The sequence below is a fragment of the Azohydromonas lata NBRC 102462 genome (genome assembly GCF_001571085.1).
Classification (GTDB): domain Bacteria; phylum Pseudomonadota; class Gammaproteobacteria; order Burkholderiales; family Burkholderiaceae_C; genus Azohydromonas; species Azohydromonas lata.
Genome location: NZ_BCTC01000061.1, coordinates 22578 through 38870, shown reverse-complemented (window position 1 = coordinate 38870; position 16293 = coordinate 22578). Strand labels below are relative to the sequence as shown.

Here is a 16293-nt window from a genome sequence, read left to right as displayed (position 1 = left end):
TAGAGGTCGTAGGCGACCAGGCCGATGACCACGCCGTTGCGCCAGCCCTCGCCCCCCTGCTGGCGCTGCACGCTGATGTCCAGCGCCAGCCGGTCCCGGCGCAGCCAATGGCGCACGCCGGCGTGCAGCAGGTGCTGCCCGGGCTGGTAGACGGCTTCCGTGAAGCCCCAGGTGCGGCCCGCGAGGCGGCGCTCCAGGCCGGCGGCGACGAAGCCCTGGTCGCCATTGAAGGGCCGGCGCTGCCAGCCCAGGTTGAAGTGGGCCTGGCCCTGCTCTTCCCACAGCGACAGGCTCAGCGGCAGTTGCACCAGGGCGCCGCGGCGGCCGCGGCGCGGCCCGTCCTCGGCGGCCTCGCCGGCGCGCTCGTCCGCGCGCTCGCGGTTGAGGCCCAGCATCATGCTGATGCCCGCGCCCCAGCCGTCGCGCGCGATGTCGTTGAAGAGGTGCTTGAATTCCAGCTCGGCCTCACGGCTGCGTTCACCGCCGCCGGCGCGCTCGGCCGTCCATTCGAGCTCCATGGACGTGGCCCGGGTGAAGTCGTATTCGAGGCCCATCTGCAGCGCGTTGTCCGCGCCGGTGCGAATCCATCGCCCGCCCAACATCCATGACTGCTCGTCGTCCTCCATGGCCGCGGTGCGCAGCACGAGGTAGGGACGGTCGGTGGCACGCGCGGGCAGCGCCGAAAAACAAAAAGCCAGGGCCGCGCAAAGCGCGAACCCTGGCTGAAAGCCGAGCTTGTATGTCATTGCTGACAGCTTAGCCCGGCCACCCCGGTTGCAATCGAAATTACTTGGACAGCTTGAACACCCAGACGGAGCCGCCCTGCTCCAGGTAGTTCACGCGCTTGGCGACTTCGCCGCCCCACAGCGGCACGGCGCCGCCCCAGCCGGAAACCACGGCCACGTACTGCTCGCCCTTGTCTTCCCAGGTGACCGGGGGCGCCACGACGCCGGAGCCGGTCTGGAACTGCCACAGCACCTTGCCGGTCTTGGCATCGGCGGCCTGCAGGTAGCCTTCAGGCGTGCCCCACCACACGAGGTTGCCGCCGGTGGTCAGCACACCGCCCCACAGCGGCGCGTTGTTCTTGACTTCCCAGGCGATCTTGCCGGTCTTCGGGTCGATTGCGCGCAGCGCGCCGATGTAGTCCTCGTTGAGCGTCTTGATGGTGAAGCCGGCGCCCAGGTAGGCCGCGCCCTTCTTGTAGGTGATGGGCTCGTTCCAGATGTCCATGCCCCACTCGTTGGAAGGCACGTAGAACAGCTTGGTCTCGGGCGAGTACGCCATGGGCATCTGGTTCTTGCCGCCCAGGAAGCCCGGCGCAGCGAACACGGTCTGACCCTTCTTGCCATCGGGGCTGGCGGTGGGATCGCCAGGACGGCCTTCCGGCACGTAGTTCGGACGGCCCGTCTTCAGGTCGATGCCCGTGGCCCAGGTGATCTTCTTGACGAAGGGGAAGGCGTTGACCAGCTCGCCGGTCTTGGCGTCGTTGACGTAGAAGAAGCCGTTGCGGTCGGCCTTGCCGCCCAGGATGCGGCCGCCGTCTTCGTAGGTCACGAATTCGTTGACGCCGTCAAAGTCCCAGCCGTCGTTGGGCGTGTTCTGGTAGTGCCACTTGATCTGGCCAGTCTTGATGTCGATGGCCAGCGTGGAGCACGAGAACAGGTTGTCGCCCTTGCGCAGGTTGGAGTTCCACGGCGCGGGGTTGCCCGTGCCGAAGTAGGCCAGGCCCGTCTTGGGGTTGTAGGTGCCGCCCAGCCAGGTGGCGGCGCCACCGGTCTGCCACAGGTCGCCAGGCCAGCTCTTGCCTTGCGTGCCGGAGATGCCGTTCTCGGTCTTGTTGCCGTTCTTGTCGTACTTGTAGCCCATGTGGCCTTCGACGGTCGGACGCGTCCAGACCAGCTGGCCGGTCTTGGGGTCGCGCGCCTCGACGCGGCCCACCACGCCGAATTCGCCGCCGGACACGCCCGTCAGCAGCAGGCCCTCGGCGATGATGGGTGCGGCCGAAGCGGAGTAGCCGGCCTTGTAGTCGTCGATTTTTTCCTTCCAGACCACGTCGCCGGTCTTCTGGTCCAGGGCCACGAGCTGGGCGTCCAGCGTGGCGAAGATCACCAGGTTGTCGTACAGCGCGGCGCCGCGGTTGATCACGTCGCAGCAGGGCATGATGCCCTCGGGCAGGCGGTGCTCGTACTTCCACAGCTTCTTGCCGGTCTTGGTGTCCAGCGCATAGATGCGCGAGTAGGACGCCGTGACGAACATGACGCCGTCATGGACCACCGGCTGCGACTCCTGGCCGCGCTGCTTTTCGCCGCCGAAGGAGAAGGACCAGGCCGGCACCAGCTTGCCGACGGTGGTGGTGTTGATCTGCTTGAGCGGCGAGTACCGCTGGCCTTGCGTGCCCAGACCCCAGGACAGCACGTCCCCGGTGGTCTTGGCGTCGTCCTGGATCATCTTGTCGGTCACGACGGCTTGGGCAGCCATCGAGCCCATGGCGAGGGCCACCATGGTCGTGATCATCTTGAAGCGCATGTTGTCTCCTTCGTGAGTGGATGCGGTGTTCGACCGGGTTCGGCGGCCGCTGCGCGGGGACTCCTTGCGCAACAAGCGTGCCATGCCGCAGTCAAGCTCCAGACGGGGTATCGGCCCCGAAAATGGCCCCTTGGAGTCAGGGTTTATCCGAGAGTTGTCCCAGGTTTGAACAGGCCTCGCGCGCCTTGCTGTCACAAGCCGGCAGCAGCGCGGCCTGCTCGTAGCGCGGGTACAGGTGCACGACGTTGCGGGTGAACTCGGTGGAGCGCGCGCCCCAGGCGTCGAACTCCGCGGGCAGCGGGCGGTGCAGCACCTCGGTCATCTCCAGCCCCTGGGCGGCGGCGCGCTGCAGCGTGCCGTCCAGCCAGCCCAGGTAGCGCTGCGTCATGCCTATGCCCTGCGCGTCGGCGCGCACGGGGCCGTGGCTGGGCACCAGCGCCGCCAGTTGCGCGGGCAACGCCTGCTGCAGCGCGCGCAGGCTGGCCTGCCACTGCGCCAGCTGCGCATGCGGCGTGGTGGGGATGCGCTGCACGAAGACCAGGCCGCCGGCGAACACCACGCCGCTCTTGCGGTCCACGAGCACGAGGTCGCTGCCGGTGTGGCCCTGGTATTCGCGCAGCTCGAATTCCCTGCCTCCCAGGCGCAGCACCCCCGGCGCGGCGTCGGTATCGGGCAACAGCGCCTGCGTGCCCTTCATCCAGTCGCCGCAAGTGCGAAAGAGGTTGTCCTCGTAGGCCGTGGCCTCGCGCGCCATGCCCGCGCGCGTGGCGGGCGTGGCCAGGCGGGGCACGTCGGCAAAGGCCTGGTTGCCCAGGAAGTAGTCGGGATGCAGGTTCAGGTGCAGCACCTGCTTCACCGGCTCGCCGGCCGTGCGCTCTATGAGCGCGCGCAACTGCTGCCCGTACTTCAACGAGGGCCCGGTGTTGATCACCAGCACGCCCTCGCCGGTGGCGATGAAGCCGGTGTTGATGATGTTGCAGCCGTTGGCGGGCTCGAAGTCCGCGTTGGCGCCCTCCACCACCCACACGCCAGGCGCCAGCGCGCGCGCCTGCAGCCTGTAGTCCAGCGTGGCCAGGTCGGCTTGGGCGGCGTGGGCCGGCCCGCTGCCCAGAGCGGAAAGCGCCAGCAGCGCGGCGGCGCAAGCAAGTCGGACGCGCTTCATGGCAGCAGGCGGCGGCCGATGGCCGCGTCGATCCGGTTGCCGTTGTTGTCGCTGCCGCGCACGCGCAGCGACTCCTGCTGCCGCCCGGGCAGCTCGAAGCTGAGCACCGGGTTTTCGCTCAGGGGCTCGTGGCCGTTGAACACCAGCAGCTCGTGCCCGGCACCGTCGAGCACGGCCAGCCGGTTGATGTAGAAGGCCGGCACGCCGGCCACCAGCCCGGTGTCCATGGGGTGCATCACGCGCACGCGCAGCCGCGTGGCCTGCGCGTCCAGCGGGCTCTCGAACAGCGCACCGCTGACCTGCCCCAGCGTGCGCGCCCAGCTGCCGTCGGAGCGCGTGGCGCCGGGCAGCGTGCAGCCCCCGCCGCTGGACTCCACGAAGGTGCCGCCCACGTGCCACACGCCGTCGGCCGTGCGCGCGGCCGCGCGCACGGGGCTGGCCTGCTCAAGCTTGAAGCGAAAGCTCAGCGCCGGCAGCGCCTGGCCCGGATAGAAGTCCAGCACCTTGCGGATGGGGTTGCGGTCCACGATCACGGCGATGTGCGTGACCCCGCCCAGGCCCAGCGCCGAGACGCTCACCGGCACGGCCATCGGGTCCTCGGCGAAAGCCGGGCCGCTGACCTGCACCCGCTCGTCGAACACCACGGGCGCCTTGCCCAGGAACTCGCGCCGGATGTCTTCCCACTGCGCGGAGCCCAACGGGTCCCGCGCCCCCTGGGCCTGGCCTTGCGCCAGCACCCCCAGCGGGGCCGCCAGACACGCCAGCGCCCCGCAAACCGCATGACGTCTTTTCATGGGCTTGACTTTGCTGGGGGTATGGGCTCAAGCGCCATTCGGTATCAACCCGGGATTTGCTCCAGGCTGGAGCAAGTCCCGGGCGGCAGCGGCCTCAGAAGCCGCCGTACACGCGCACGCCGAGCAGGAAGCTGCGCGGGGCGCCGGTCTCGAAGTAGCGGGCGTTGCCCTCGTTGACGATCACGCTGCCCGCATAGACCTTGTCGGCCAGGCTGTCCACGCGCGCCAGCAGCTCCACCTTGCGCCCGCCGCCCAGCGGCCAGCTCTTGATCCAGCGCAGGCTGGTGATGACGTAGCCGTCGGCGAAGTCGCTGTTGAGGTCGTTGACGGCGGTGCGGCCCAGGGCGCGCGCCTCCAGCGCCCACTCGCCCAAGGCCGCATCACGCCAGGCGACCTCGCCGAAGGCGCTGGTGCGCTGGGTGCCGGCGATGCGGTTGCCCGCGGCCACTTGGGCGGTGTTCTGGCCCGTGACCGGGTTGCAGGGCAGCACCGTGGTGCAGGTGGTGAAGGCGTCGCGGTAGGCGGCATCCAGGTAGGTCAGGCCCAGTTGCGCGCGCCACGCGGCCGCGGGCTGGAAGCTGGCCGAGAGCTCCGCGCCCTGGCGCCGCGTGCGGCCCACGTTCTGGTAGGTGGCACGGCCGCCGCGGTTGGAGTCCACGCCGATCTCGTCGTCCACGTCGGCGCGGAACAGCGTGGCGTCCACGCTCCAGGGGTTGGCGCGCCACTTGGCACCGATCTCGAACTGGCGGCTGGTCTGCGGCTTGAGCGCGGTGTTGAAGCCCGCGCCCTCGCCGCTGCGGCGGTAGGCCAGCTCGGTGAGCGTGGGCGACTCGAAGCCGCGCGCCGCGCTGGCGTGCAGCTGCAGCGAGGGCAGCGCCTGCCAGCGCAGGCCCAGCACGGGGTTGGTGTAGTTGAAGGCGAGGTCGCCGGAGTCGTCGCAGTTGAGCGTGCCGCTGTTGGGGTTGGCGGCGCAGCCGGCCTGCACGGGGTAGCGGTCGCTGGTGGTGAGCGTCACCCGGCCGCTGCGCACGCCGGCGCTGGCGGTGAGCGCGGGGTTGATCTGCCAGTCGAGCTGCGCATAGGCATCGTGCGTGGTGGCGCGGTTGCGCTCGTCGCGGCGCTGCAGGCCCGTCACGCCCAGCGCCGTGGGGTTGGCGGGATCGCCCAGGAAGTTTTCATAGCCGCGCCGGTCATCGCCCTGCGTCTCGTAGGAGGCACCGGTGAGCAGGTCCACGTCGCCGAAGTTCCAGCGCACCCGCGCATCCATGCCGTGGTATTCGCGGTCGAAGTCCACCACGCCGCCGCTCTGGCGCGTCGAGCTGCGCTGCGTGGAGGGCGGGATGGACTGCCACTGCGTCACGCTGCGCCGGCCCGTGTAGGCGGCCAACTGGGTCTCGCGCACGACGCTGTCGTCGCCGAAGCTGTGCTTCCAGCTCGCGCCCACCTGGCTTTGCTCGGCGTTCTTGCGCGTGTCGTAGCTCGCGGGCAGCGGCTGCACGCCGGTGCGGCCGGGCACGGTGTCGGAGGTCGTGCCATAGGGATTGGCCGCGAACTCCTCGCGCTTGAGGCCCAGCGGGTCCTGCGCGGGCTGGTTGAAGTAGCCGGCCTGCACCACCACGCGGTCGCTGGCGCCCTGCCAGCCCAGGCGCACGTTGGCGGTGTGGCGCTTGGCCTCCATCTGCGGCCGGTAGCCGTCGAACTCCATGGTGGAGCCGCTCACGCGCAGGTCAAAACCCTCGCCCAACGGCGTCTCGACGCTGGCGCGCAACTGGCGCAGCCCGTCGCTGCCCACGTCCAGGCCCACTTCGCCCTGGCGCTCGCGCACCGGTGAGCTGAAGAGGGCGATCACGCCGCCGGAGCTGTTGCCGTAGAGCACCGAGAAGGGCCCGCGCAGCACCTCGATGCGCGAGGCGCCGGCGAGGTCGAAGTGCGAGACCTGGCCCTGCCCGTCCGGCATGGTGGCGGGGATGCCGTCGCTGTACAGCCGCAGGCCCCGCACGCCGAAGGTCGCACGCGAGCCGAAGCCGCGCGAGCTGATCTGCAGGTCCTGCGCGTAGTTGTTGCGGTTGTTGACGACCAGGCCGGGCACGCGCGCCAGCGCCTCGGACAAATTGATCATGGGCCCGGCCGCGCGCAGCTCCTCGCGCGTGACCACGCCGATGGCGTAAGGCACCTCCGCGGCCACGCGCTCACGCACCGAGCCCGTCACCACCACCTGCGCCGCCTCGCCCTGCGCGGCATCGGCCGCCTGCTGCGCCGAGGCGGCCATGGACAACAGCGCCCCGGCGCAAGCCAGTGCCAGAGGACGCAAACGGGGGGTCGAAGGGAAAACTCGGATGTTCATATCAAGGGAAACAAGGCTCGAAATTCAGGGCGCGATCAGACCGGCAAGCGCTTGCCGTGCCAAGGGAGCACAAACCCCTGTTGCGGCTGCGCCGCGTTGGAGCAGTTGCGGCGGGCACAATTTGATGCCATGCAAACCCGTGGCATTCATCTGCAGTACAGCTTCGAGTCGCGCGGCCAGCGCGGCCCCGAAGTCGAGAACCCCTTATTCGACCTGCTCAACAAGTTGCAGGAGCACGGATCCATACGCCACGCCGCCACGGCCATGGGCGCCTCCTACCGCCACGTGTGGGGCTCGCTCAAGCACTGGGAGGAAGTGATGGGCGAGCCGCTGGTGCACTGGACGCAGGGCCAGGCCGCGCGGCTCACGCCCTTTGCGCAGCGGCTGCTGGCCGCCGAGCGCCAGGCGCGCACGCGCATGACGCCGCACATCGAGGCGCTGCGTGCCGAGCTGGAGCACGTGCTGGCGCAGGCGCTGGACGGCGGGCAGCTCGTCCTGGAGATCTTCGCCAGCCACGACCTGGGCCTGCCGCTGCTGCGCGAGCTGGCGCAAAAGCAGCAGCTGCACGTGGGCCTGCGCTTCGCGGGCAGCGTGGACGCGCTGCGCGCGCTGGCCCAGGGCCGCTGCACGGTGGCGGGCTTTCACGTGCCGCACCTGCCCGCGGGCTCGCCGGTGTTCTCCTCGGCGCTCAAGCCGCTGCTCAAGCCGGGCATTCACAAGCTCATTGGCTGCTCGCGCCGCATGCAGGGGCTGATGCTGCGCGCCAGCGGCGCGTCGGACCGGCGGCTGTCGCTCGCCGACCTGCCCGGCTCAGGCCTGCGCTTCGTCAACCGCCAGAGCGGCTCCGGCACGCGGCTGCTCATGGACCACCTGCTGCAGGCCGCCGGCGTGGACGCCGCGGCCATCACCGGCTACACCGCCCGCCCCGAGGACTCGCACCTCGCCGTGGCCGCCGCCATTGCCGCCGGCCAGGCCGACGTGGGCCCGGGCATAGAGGCCGCCGCGCGCGAGTTCGGCCTGGACTTCGTCCCGCTGGTGGAGGAGGACTATTTCCTCGTCTGCCTGAAGGACGCGCTGGAGACGCCCCCGGTGCGCGCGCTGCGCGCCGTGCTGGAGAGCGCCGAGTGGCCCGCCGCGCTGCAGCAGCTCGCCGGCTACGGCGCGCCGGGCGCGGGCCAGGTGCTGTCGCTGACCAAGGCGCTGCCCTGGTGGCATTTCAAGACGCCCAAGCCGCACGGCGGCGCCTGAAACGGCAAGGCCCCGGACTCCAGCCCGCCCGTCAGGCGTAGAACACCGCCAGCCACACCGTGGGCTGGCGCGGGTCGGTCCACACCACCTGGTGCTTCACGTGGGCGGGGATGTTGACCCAGTCGCCGCGGCGCATTTCCAGCTCGTGGCCGTCCTCGAAGCGCAGCCGGCCCGCGCCTTCGAGCACCATCACCCACTCGTGCTCGTCCTGGTCGAACCAGCCCTCGGCCGGCGCGGTGTGGCCCAGGGAGACGATGCGCTCGAAACGCACGCTGCCGTGCGACAGCAGCGTCTCGAACACCTCGTCATCCAGCCGCGCCGGCAGCGCGGCGAGCAGCTGGCCGCTGCGGGTGGCGCTCATGGCGGGCTCCAGCCGCTCACTGCGCGCTGGCGTTGGGGAAGAAGAGCTGCTCGCCGTTGATCTTGTAGGCGGCGATGGTGGACTGCCCCGCGGGCGACACCACCCAGTCGGCAAAGCGCTGCGCCTCCTTCACCTTGACGTGCGGGTGCTTGGCGGGGTTCACCACGATGACGCCGTACTGGTTGAACAGGCGCTTGTCGCCCTCCACCAGCACCGCCAGGTCGGCGCGGTTCTTGAAGCTCAGCCAGGTGCCGCGGTCGGCCAGCACGTAGGCGCCGCTGGAGGCGGCGATGTTCAGCGCCGGGCCCATGCCGCAGCCGCATTCCTTGTAGCCGGCGGGATGCCTGGCGGCCATGTCCACGCCCGCCACCTTCCAAAAGCGCAGCTCCGCCGCGTGCGTGCCGCTCTTGTCGCCGCGCGAGATGAAGGGCGCGCCGGCCGCGGCCAGCTTGCCCATGGCGGCGGCCACGTCGGCGCCCTTGACGCCGGCCGGGTCGGACTGGGGGCCGACCAGCACGAAGTCGTTGTACATGACGGCCTGGCGCTTGAGGCCGAAGCCTTCGGCCACGAACTTCTCCTCGGCCGGCTGGTCGTGGACGAAGACGATGTCCGCGTCGCCGCGGCGCGCCATGTCCAGCGCCTGGCCCGTGCCCTGGGCCACCACGCGCACCTCGATGCCGGACGCCTTGGTGAAGGCCGGCAGCAGGTGGCTGAAGAGGCCGGACTGCTCGGTGGAGGTGGTGGAGGCCATCACGATGAACGGCCCTTGTTGCGCCTGCACCGCGCCGGCGGCGGCCAGCAGCACGGCGGCGCCGGCGATGGTGCGCAACAGGTGCCGGCGCGGAATGCTCGTCAATGCCATGGCAGTTCGCCTTTCAGAAAGAGCGCCGCTTCATGCGGCAGCGGGTCGTTGAAGAAACTCTCGACGGGGCGGTCCACCACCAGGCGGCCGTCCTCCATGTAGATCACGCGCGTGGCCATGCGCTTGGCCTGGCCGAGGTTGTGGGTGCTCATCACGACCGACATGCCTTCGGCGGCGAAGTCCAGCACCAGGGCCTCCACCTCGCGCTTGGCGGCCGGGTCCAGGCTGGCCGTGGGCTCGTCCAGGAACAGCACCTGCGGGTGCACGGCCCAGGCCCGCGCCAGCGCCAGGCGCTGCTGCTGGCCGCCGGAGAGCACGCGCGCCGGGCGGTCAGCATGTGCTTCCAGCCCAACGCGGCGCAGCGCCAGATCGGCCCGCGCCGCGCGCTCGCGCCGCGGCACCCCGGCCAGCCACAGCGCCAGCAGCAGGTTGCGCCGCGCCGACAGCCGCAGCAGGAACGGGCGCTGGAACAGCATGGCCTGGCGCGGCTCGCGGCCGTCGGCCGCAAGGCGCACGCGGCGCTCGCCGCCGCTGTTGGGCAGTTGCCCGTGCAGCAGGCGCAGCAGCGTGGTCTTGCCGCTGCCGTTGGGTCCGATGAGCATGAGCCGCTCGCCCGCGTGCACGGCCAGGTCCAGCGGTTGCAGCGCCTGGCGCTCGCCAAAGCGCACGCCGGCCTGGCGCAGCTCGATCAAGGGTTCGACCTGGCCCGCGGCCACGGCGGCGGGGGCGGCGGCATCGGTGGGCAGCAGGCCCAGTGGCAGCGGTGCGTTCATCGCGCCATGCCCTCGGCCGGCTGCAGGCGGCGCAGCGTGGCGATGAAGAGGTTGATCAGCGCCACCAGCAGCAGCAGCAGCAGGCCCAGCGCCAGCGCCTGGGCCAGGTCGCCCTTGCTGGTTTCCAGCGCGATGGCGGTGGTCATGACGCGGGTGAGGCCGTCGATGTTGCCGCCCACGATCATCACCGCCCCCACCTCGCTGATGGCGCGGCCAAAGCCCGTGAGCAGCACCGTCACGAGCGCCATGCGCTCGTGCACCAGCAGCAGCAGCGCGCTCCTGAACGGGCCCGCGCCCATGGAGCGCAACTGCTCGCCGTTGCCGCGCATGGCGTCGGCCACGAGCTGCCGCGTGAGCGCCATCACCAGCGGCAGCACCAGCACGGTCTGCGCGACCACCATGGCACCCGGCGTGAACAGCAGCCCGTAAGCGCCCAAGGGGCCCGACCGCGACAGCAGCAGGTAGACGGTCAGGCCCACCACCACCGGCGGCAGCGCCAGCAGCGTGTTGAGCACCAGCAGCAGCACGCGCTGCCCGGGGAAACGGCTCACCGCCAGCCAGGCGCCGCCGGCCAGGCCCAGCACGGCGGCCAGGGCGCTGGCGCTGCCGCTGACGGCGAGCGACAGCAGCACCACCTGCCACAGCTTGGGGTCGGCCTGGGCAATGAGGGCGGCGGCCGCCTGCAGGGAGTCCGAGAAACCGTTCATCTACTTCTTTGGGGGATTGCGCGCCGCTGCCGCAGCCTGCCAACGCGTGCGGGCGGAATTGTCCGCGAGCGCCTGGACAGCGGCGATATGCGCGTCAGTGCATAAGTCGCGGCAGCTACAGTCCCGCGCATGCGACTGGCACAGATCCTCTTTTCCCAAGGCTTCGGCACGCGGCGCGAGTGCGCCGGGCTGATTTATTCCGAACTGGTCCAGGTGGACGGCCGCGTGGTGGACGACCCCGACGCCGACTTTCCCACCGACGGCCTGAGCTTCAGCGTGCGCGGCGAGCCCTGGCGCTATTTCGAGAAGGCGCTGGTGCTGCTGCACAAGCCCGCGGGCTACGAGTGCTCCATGAAGCCCAAGCACCACCCCAGCGTGCTGAGCCTGCTCCCGACGCCGCTGCGCACGCGCGGCGTGCAGCCCGTGGGCCGGCTGGACGAGGACACCACCGGCTTCCTGCTGCTCACCGACGACGGCACGCTGCTGCACAAGCTCACCTCGCCCAAGCACCACGTGCCCAAGGTCTACGAGGTGACGATGAAACACCCGGTGGACGCCACGCAGGTGCAGCGGCTGCTGGACGGCGTGGTGCTGGACGACGACCCCGCGCCCGTGCGCGCCGCCGCCTGCGAGGCCACCGGCGAGCATTCATTGCGGCTCACGCTCACCGAGGGCAAGTACCACCAGGTCAAGCGCATGGGCGCCGCCGTGAGCAACCGCGTGGAGGCGCTGCACCGCAGCGCCATGGGCGGCCTCACGCTGGACAACCTCACGCTGGACAACCTCGCGCCGGGCAAGTGGCGCTGGGTGGAGGCGGACGAGCGGGTGGCGCTGGGGTTGAAGGCGGGCTGAGCGCCGTTCAGCGCCGCGGGCACGCCCCGGAGGCATAGGCCTCGTTGATGAAGCGCGCCAGCCGCATCCCGGCCAGGCCGATCTGCCGCATCACGATGGGCTCGGCCTGGCGGACGTAGTCGTCGTCCAGCACCTGCGTGTCCTGCGTCATGCGCCAGACCTGCGCGCCCAGCGCGTGGCTGGCGTTGGCCCAGGCCACGGGGGTGCTGCCGTCCAGGTTGGGCGCCTGGGCCTCGCTCGTGCGCACCCAGCCGTCTTCAATGCGCGCCACCAGCGCGGCGTGGTCCGGCACCAGTTTTCCAAGCAGCCCGTGGTCCCAGGCCGCGTGCAGGTTGGTGCGTTCCGGCCAGGGCGCGCAGCCCGGCCCGCAATACGGCCCATGGGCGCGCAGGACCACCGGCATGTCGTTGCCGCCGCGCAGGTCGTCGTAGGCGTGCAGCGGCTGGTGCAGGTCGCCCACGAGGTGGATGGCCCACATCAGCGCTTCCCTCCTGGCCTGCGGCGTGGGCGCGCAGCGCAGGTCGTTGCGCAGCCGCTCCAATTGCTCAACGACACAGGCCTGGGGTTGGTTGGGCGGACCGCAGTGCTGGCCGGCGTCGTACACGGCGGCGCTGCCCGGGATGCGGACGAAGTGCCAGAGGCCCGTGGCCTTCACTTCCGGCGTGGCCTTGGGGTCGGCGCGAATCTCGTCCGGCCAGCTCGCCACCGAGGCCATGCTCTGCCCCGGCTCCAGCACTTGGGCCACGGTGGCCGCGGCCTGCGGCGTCAGCCGGCGGCTGGCCAGCTCGGCCACGGCGGCATGGCCCACCCCGCCCCAGGCGAAGGCGGCGGAACTGGTTCCCAAAAGGGAGAGATTCAACAGGAGTCGGCGCATTTGCAAGAACGATTCAGCCATGCTCACAGCCCCGGCACGCCGTCCTTCCACTGCGCCCAGTTCTTCACAATATCGGACACCACCGGCCAGGCCGCGTTGTACAAATTGGCCGTGGCTGCCGGATAACCGCCGGACTTGGTATTGAGCGAATCCAGTGCCGACTGGCCCGGATACGGCCTTTCGAAATTGGACCCCGTGCGCAGCACCGCCACGCGGTTCATTTGCAGCCGCCCCGCAGCGGCACCGCGCTTGAGGCCTTCGAATACCGCGTTGTCTTCCTGCTGCGTGGTGCAGTAATTTCCCTTGCCGTCGGTGAGCAGCGATACCCACTTGGACGCCCAGGAACCCAATATGTCTCCGTGCCAGTAAGTGTCGCCGCTGGCCGTATCGCATTGAATGACGGACGGCGCCGCCTGGGCCGAAGTCTGCGGATATTTGGCGCGGTAGGCCTGCGCTTCCGGCGTATCCGCCAGCGCGGCCCGCCGCGAGAGTTGCAATGCCTTTTGCAGCAACACCTCGTCAACCTGGAACAGCTCCGTGCCGTAGCGCAGCGGGGGTTTGGTGTCCGGGTCCGGCGATTTGATGCCGAAATAGCCGACCTGCCAGTGGTCGGGTTTCTCACGTGCATCGAATTCATGCGCCAGGCCGAAATCCACGACGTAGCGCGCCCAAGTGGCTGAACCCACGCTGCCCACGTTGGGGTTGATCCCGCCCACGCCGGTGATGAATATGTAGGCCTTTTTCAGATCGAAGAAATTGCTGAACGCGATGGCCATGGCCGAGGCCGCCGCATTCGAATGCCCCATGTCCGTGGTCATGAGGCAAATGTCGTCGGCCGTGCATTGCACGGTGGGAAAATTGGCCGACAAACCCGGCACCTTGTAAGTCTGGGTCCAGGTCAATTTGGGTTGCCAGGCCTGGGCTTCGGGGCCATAAAGGGTGACGATCAAAACCTTGACCGGGCGCGGTGAAACTGGCGCGGTGGCAATGACGGCGGGCGGCCTCGCCTCTTCCATACTGGCCACGGTGACGTTGGACGGCAACCCGCCGGCGGGTTGCGCCGGTGCGGTCACCACGGGGGCCGGCCCCTGTAGCGGCACGGCCGTGCAGGCTGAAAGCGCCAGAACCACGGAAATCGACGCAAGGAAAAGAGGCTTGATCTGCATATATTGAAATTCCCGGCAATTCGAATTGAGCAACCAGACACCCAATAACCAGCCCGCATCATTCCACAATCATTTGCCGCCGCGAGACGGCCTTGAGCGGCCGGAAATAAAAACGCCGCCGTTCCGGCCTGGGCCGGAAGGCGGCGCCGGCAGCAGCGAGCGCGGGGCCTCAGCTGCCGCGCGGGTCCACGGTGGCGCTCGGGGCGGGGGCCGGGGTGGGTGCCTGGGCGGCGTCCGACCCGTCCACGCCGGACGTGCCCGCGCTGGTCGCGGCGGCCGCGGCAATCGCGGCGGCGGCAGCCGACGCGGCCGTGGCACCCGCGGCAGGCGATGTGGCCGCGGGGGCGACCGGCGCCGCGCCACCGGCACCCGCGCCCAGGGGCACGCGCTCCAGCATGTCGGTGGCAAAGCGCTCGCTGTAGCCGCAGAGGAAGGCGGAGATCCAGATCAGCGCGCTGGACACCTCCTCCGTGCCCACGCTGACGATCTTGTTCTTCAGGATCACGAACATCACGCAGGCGAAGATCACCGCCAGCGCCGGGCGTATCGCCGCGGCCAGCAGCACCATCGCGCGGCTGGTTTCGCCCTTGAGGTCGATGGTGGTGAGCCGCGACAGCACGCTGGCGCAGGCGCCCAGCCCGGCAAAGAAGAACAGCGGCGCCGTGGTGGTCAGCGGAGCGGCCTTGGAGAACCACTCCAGCGTGCCCAACACGGTCTCCTGCACCTTGTCCTGCGTGCCCTCCAGCCCCCGTGCCGCCAGGCCCAGGAACCACAGCAGCACCAGCGGCAGCAACACCATCAGGGCCACGCCCAGCACCAGCCCGGAGAGATAGATCACGCGGTTCTTGGCCTGCATGTCGTCCAGGTAGACGGCCTGCGCCTTGGCCAGCGTCTCGCGCGCCACCTGCATGTTCTGCGCCGTGTTGCCCGTCCCCGCAGCCCGCGCGGCGTTGACGGCGCCCTGCAGGCGCAGCGCCACTTCGCTGCGTACCCAGGACCTGCGCGAGGACAGGCGGCGGTTGAGCGCGGCCGCGTCGGCCAGGAAGGCCGCCATGTCGGCGCTCTCCGCCCAGCGCGCCTCCAGATTCAGCGTCGGCGGCGTCTCCCGGCCGCTCAACCACTGCCGGAGGGACTTCGCCGGCGCAGGCGGTGCCGCCGCCGCGTTCGTGGCGGTGCGCTCCGCCGGGGGCGCGGTGTCTTCCTGGGGCATGGGCGGGGTCCTTTCTGGCGTGCGGCGGATGTCGGATGGAGGGCCGTCGCCACGGCGCCGCTACCAGCCCGCCCGCGGAAACCGCCTATAAATGTGTCTACATGTTACACATCGACATCCCGCATGCGCACTGCGCGGCATGCAGCACTTCACGCCGCCGGACGCGGCCACGCGCAGCGGCCCCGGTTGAGTGCAGTGCGCTTCAGTGCCGCGTGCGCAGCAGCGGACGCATCAGCACCAGGCCGGCGATGGGGCCGAGCCCCAGCCAGGGCAGCAATTGCGCCAGCGGCACGCTTTGCGCCAGCCGGACGAACAGCTCGATGCTCAGAACCGAGATGGAAAAGCCCACGCAATTGACCAGCGTGAGCACGCTGCCCACGGCCTCGCGCGGCGCGTTGGCCGCCGTGAGCGCCGAGAACTGCGGCGAGTCCGGCGACACGGTGAAGCCCCACGCGAACAGCCACAGCGCGAAGACGGCGTCGGACGCCTGTATCGCCCAGGGCGAGAGCAGGCAGCACGCGCCGCTGCAGGCGATGAAGAAGCCCGCCACCCGCGCGGACCCCAGCCGCCGCACCGCCAGCCCGCCCAGCACCGAGCCCACGGCGCCCAGGCCGATGACGGCAAAGGACATCCACGACTGCGCCGCGCCCGCCAGGCGCGTGCCCACGATGGCCGGCACCAGCACCCAGAAGGTGTAGAGCTCCCACATGTGGCCGAAGTAGCCGCCGGCCGAGGCCCTCACTTTCACATCGCGCCAGATGCACGACAGGCCGGTGAAGTGCAGGCCGGCCGGGCGCGGCGGCCGGGGCTTGTCCGGCACCAGCGCATAGAGCAGCAGCCCGCCGGCGGCGGCCAGCGCGGCGACGCAAAGCATCACCTGCTGCCACGGCCAGTGCGTGCCCAGGGCGCGCATGGCGTGCGGCGCGGCCGTGCCCAGCATGAGCGCCCCCACCATCAGGCCCAGCGCGTTGCCCAGGCCGCGCGTCCACCAGCTCGCCGCGATCTTCATGCCCACGGGGTAGATGCCGGCCAGGAAGAAGCCGGTCAGGCCGCGCAGCGCCAGCAGCAGCGTCCACGACGGCGGCAGCAGCGCCGCGGCCACCGTGCAGGCCGCGCCGGCCAGGGCGCACAGCAGGAACACCAGCCGCGCCGACCAGCGGTCCGCGATCGCCAGCAGCGCGAACACCAGCGTGCCGGCGATGAAGCCCATCTGCACCACGGAGGTCAGGCTGCCCACGGCCTGCGCGGGCAGGCCCAGCTCGCGCTGCAGGTCCGGCATCACGGCGTTGACGGCGAACCACAGCGAGGTGCTGGCGAACTGCGACACGGTGATCACGGGCAGGATGCGCCGCGGCACGGGCGCATCGGCGGCAGCAGCGGCAAGCGGGGTGTTCAAAGCCATGGCGCATAAGCT

Annotated in this window: 15 protein-coding genes; 2 read left to right on the top strand and 13 right to left on the bottom strand. The window is 70.4% G+C overall.

The window, feature by feature from the left end; genetic code table 11:
* The 5 genes from ALA01S_RS19745 to ALA01S_RS19725 form a co-directional block, all read right to left on the bottom strand.
* On the bottom strand, positions 1-746 hold a 746-nt coding region (locus ALA01S_RS19745; RefSeq protein ID WP_066339913.1), incomplete at its 3' end, for a hypothetical protein.
* 40 nt (positions 747-786) lie between these two features.
* Positions 787-2526: a PQQ-dependent methanol/ethanol family dehydrogenase gene (locus ALA01S_RS19740; protein ID WP_066339910.1), complete on the bottom strand. Its 1740-nt coding sequence runs from the start codon at positions 2524-2526 to the stop codon at positions 787-789.
* A gap of 136 nt (positions 2527-2662) precedes the next feature.
* Positions 2663-3688 carry a quinoprotein relay system zinc metallohydrolase 1 gene (locus ALA01S_RS19735; protein ID WP_084267738.1) on the bottom strand — a complete coding sequence of 342 codons (1026 nt, stop codon included), beginning with the start codon at positions 3686-3688 and terminating at the stop codon, positions 2663-2665.
* Positions 3685-4482: a quinoprotein dehydrogenase-associated SoxYZ-like carrier gene (locus ALA01S_RS19730; protein ID WP_066339907.1), complete on the bottom strand. Its 798-nt coding sequence runs from the start codon at positions 4480-4482 to the stop codon at positions 3685-3687. The genes ALA01S_RS19735 and ALA01S_RS19730 overlap by 4 nt, the downstream gene beginning before the upstream one ends.
* 94 nt (positions 4483-4576) lie before the next feature.
* Positions 4577-6793, bottom strand: a complete 2217-nt coding sequence (locus tag ALA01S_RS19725; protein WP_238455863.1) for a TonB-dependent receptor family protein — start codon at positions 6791-6793, stop codon at positions 4577-4579.
* A gap of 162 nt (positions 6794-6955) precedes the next feature.
* On the opposite strand from ALA01S_RS19725, the gene ALA01S_RS19720 reads away from it, so the two are divergent.
* Complete coding sequence (locus ALA01S_RS19720; RefSeq protein WP_066339903.1) at positions 6956-8074, top strand: substrate-binding domain-containing protein; 1119 nt, start codon at positions 6956-6958, stop codon at positions 8072-8074.
* A gap of 31 nt (positions 8075-8105) precedes the next feature.
* Here ALA01S_RS19720 and ALA01S_RS19715 read toward each other — a convergent pair whose 3' ends face one another.
* Genes ALA01S_RS19715 through ALA01S_RS33245 form a run of 4 tightly spaced genes read right to left on the bottom strand, consistent with a single transcriptional unit; the run spans position 8106 to position 10777 of the window.
* A complete protein-coding gene (locus tag ALA01S_RS19715; RefSeq protein WP_066339901.1) occupies positions 8106-8435 on the bottom strand; it encodes a cupin domain-containing protein in 330 nt (109 codons plus the stop codon).
* A 16-nt stretch (positions 8436-8451) separates the two neighbouring features.
* Positions 8452-9297, bottom strand: a complete 846-nt coding sequence (locus ALA01S_RS19710) for an ABC transporter substrate-binding protein (protein WP_066339899.1) — start codon at positions 9295-9297, stop codon at positions 8452-8454.
* Positions 9288-10070: an ABC transporter ATP-binding protein gene (locus tag ALA01S_RS33250; RefSeq protein WP_157119130.1), complete on the bottom strand. Its 783-nt coding sequence runs from the start codon at positions 10068-10070 to the stop codon at positions 9288-9290. Before ALA01S_RS33250 ends, ALA01S_RS19710 begins: the two co-directional genes overlap by 10 nt.
* Entirely contained in the window at positions 10067-10777 is a 711-nt protein-coding gene (locus tag ALA01S_RS33245; RefSeq protein WP_066339897.1) for an ABC transporter permease, read from the bottom strand. Before ALA01S_RS33245 ends, ALA01S_RS33250 begins: the two co-directional genes overlap by 4 nt.
* Before the next feature lie 129 nt (positions 10778-10906).
* On the opposite strand from ALA01S_RS33245, the gene ALA01S_RS19695 reads away from it, so the two are divergent.
* The gene (locus tag ALA01S_RS19695) at positions 10907-11629 is read left to right on the top strand and encodes a pseudouridine synthase (protein ID WP_066339895.1); all 723 of its coding nucleotides are present in this window, start codon (positions 10907-10909) and stop codon (positions 11627-11629) included.
* Between the two features lie 7 nt (positions 11630-11636).
* On the opposite strand, the gene ALA01S_RS19690 is transcribed toward ALA01S_RS19695, so the two are convergent.
* The 4 genes from ALA01S_RS19690 to ALA01S_RS19675 all read right to left on the bottom strand — a co-directional run bounded on the left by ALA01S_RS19690 (position 11637) and on the right by ALA01S_RS19675 (position 16281).
* The gene (locus ALA01S_RS19690) at positions 11637-12473 is read right to left on the bottom strand and encodes a S1/P1 nuclease (protein ID WP_066339893.1); all 837 of its coding nucleotides are present in this window, start codon (positions 12471-12473) and stop codon (positions 11637-11639) included.
* Between the two features lie 53 nt (positions 12474-12526).
* Positions 12527-13669 carry a purine-nucleoside phosphorylase gene (locus ALA01S_RS19685; protein WP_238455862.1) on the bottom strand — a complete coding sequence of 381 codons (1143 nt, stop codon included), beginning with the start codon at positions 13667-13669 and terminating at the stop codon, positions 12527-12529.
* 169 nt (positions 13670-13838) lie between these two features.
* Entirely contained in the window at positions 13839-14879 is a 1041-nt protein-coding gene (locus ALA01S_RS19680; RefSeq protein WP_066339887.1) for a hypothetical protein, read from the bottom strand.
* A gap of 202 nt (positions 14880-15081) precedes the next feature.
* Positions 15082-16281 carry an MFS transporter gene (locus tag ALA01S_RS19675; RefSeq protein ID WP_066339885.1) on the bottom strand — a complete coding sequence of 400 codons (1200 nt, stop codon included), beginning with the start codon at positions 16279-16281 and terminating at the stop codon, positions 15082-15084.
* Between the last annotated feature and the right edge of the window lie 12 nt (positions 16282-16293).

Excerpts from the sequence above, each read along its gene's own strand:
- ALA01S_RS19680 (WP_066339887.1), bottom strand. The coding sequence starts at position 14,879 with ATGCCCCAGGAAGACACCGCGCCCCCGGCGGAGCGCACCGCCACGAAC.
- ALA01S_RS33250 (WP_157119130.1), bottom strand. The coding sequence starts at position 10,070 with ATGAACGCACCGCTGCCACTGGGCCTGCTGCCCACCGATGCCGCCGCC.
- ALA01S_RS19730 (WP_066339907.1), bottom strand. The coding sequence starts at position 4,482 with ATGAAAAGACGTCATGCGGTTTGCGGGGCGCTGGCGTGTCTGGCGGCC.
- ALA01S_RS33245 (WP_066339897.1), bottom strand. The coding sequence starts at position 10,777 with ATGAACGGTTTCTCGGACTCCCTGCAGGCGGCCGCCGCCCTCATTGCC.
- ALA01S_RS19735 (WP_084267738.1), bottom strand. The coding sequence starts at position 3,688 with ATGAAGCGCGTCCGACTTGCTTGCGCCGCCGCGCTGCTGGCGCTTTCC.
- ALA01S_RS19685 (WP_238455862.1), bottom strand. The coding sequence starts at position 13,669 with ATGCAGATCAAGCCTCTTTTCCTTGCGTCGATTTCCGTGGTTCTGGCG.
- ALA01S_RS19695 (WP_066339895.1), top strand. The coding sequence starts at position 10,907 with ATGCGACTGGCACAGATCCTCTTTTCCCAAGGCTTCGGCACGCGGCGC.
- ALA01S_RS19740 (WP_066339910.1), bottom strand. The coding sequence starts at position 2,526 with ATGCGCTTCAAGATGATCACGACCATGGTGGCCCTCGCCATGGGCTCG.
- ALA01S_RS19710 (WP_066339899.1), bottom strand. The coding sequence starts at position 9,297 with ATGGCATTGACGAGCATTCCGCGCCGGCACCTGTTGCGCACCATCGCC.
- ALA01S_RS19675 (WP_066339885.1), bottom strand. The coding sequence starts at position 16,281 with ATGGCTTTGAACACCCCGCTTGCCGCTGCTGCCGCCGATGCGCCCGTG.
- ALA01S_RS19720 (WP_066339903.1), top strand. The coding sequence starts at position 6,956 with ATGCAAACCCGTGGCATTCATCTGCAGTACAGCTTCGAGTCGCGCGGC.
- ALA01S_RS19715 (WP_066339901.1), bottom strand. The coding sequence starts at position 8,435 with ATGAGCGCCACCCGCAGCGGCCAGCTGCTCGCCGCGCTGCCGGCGCGG.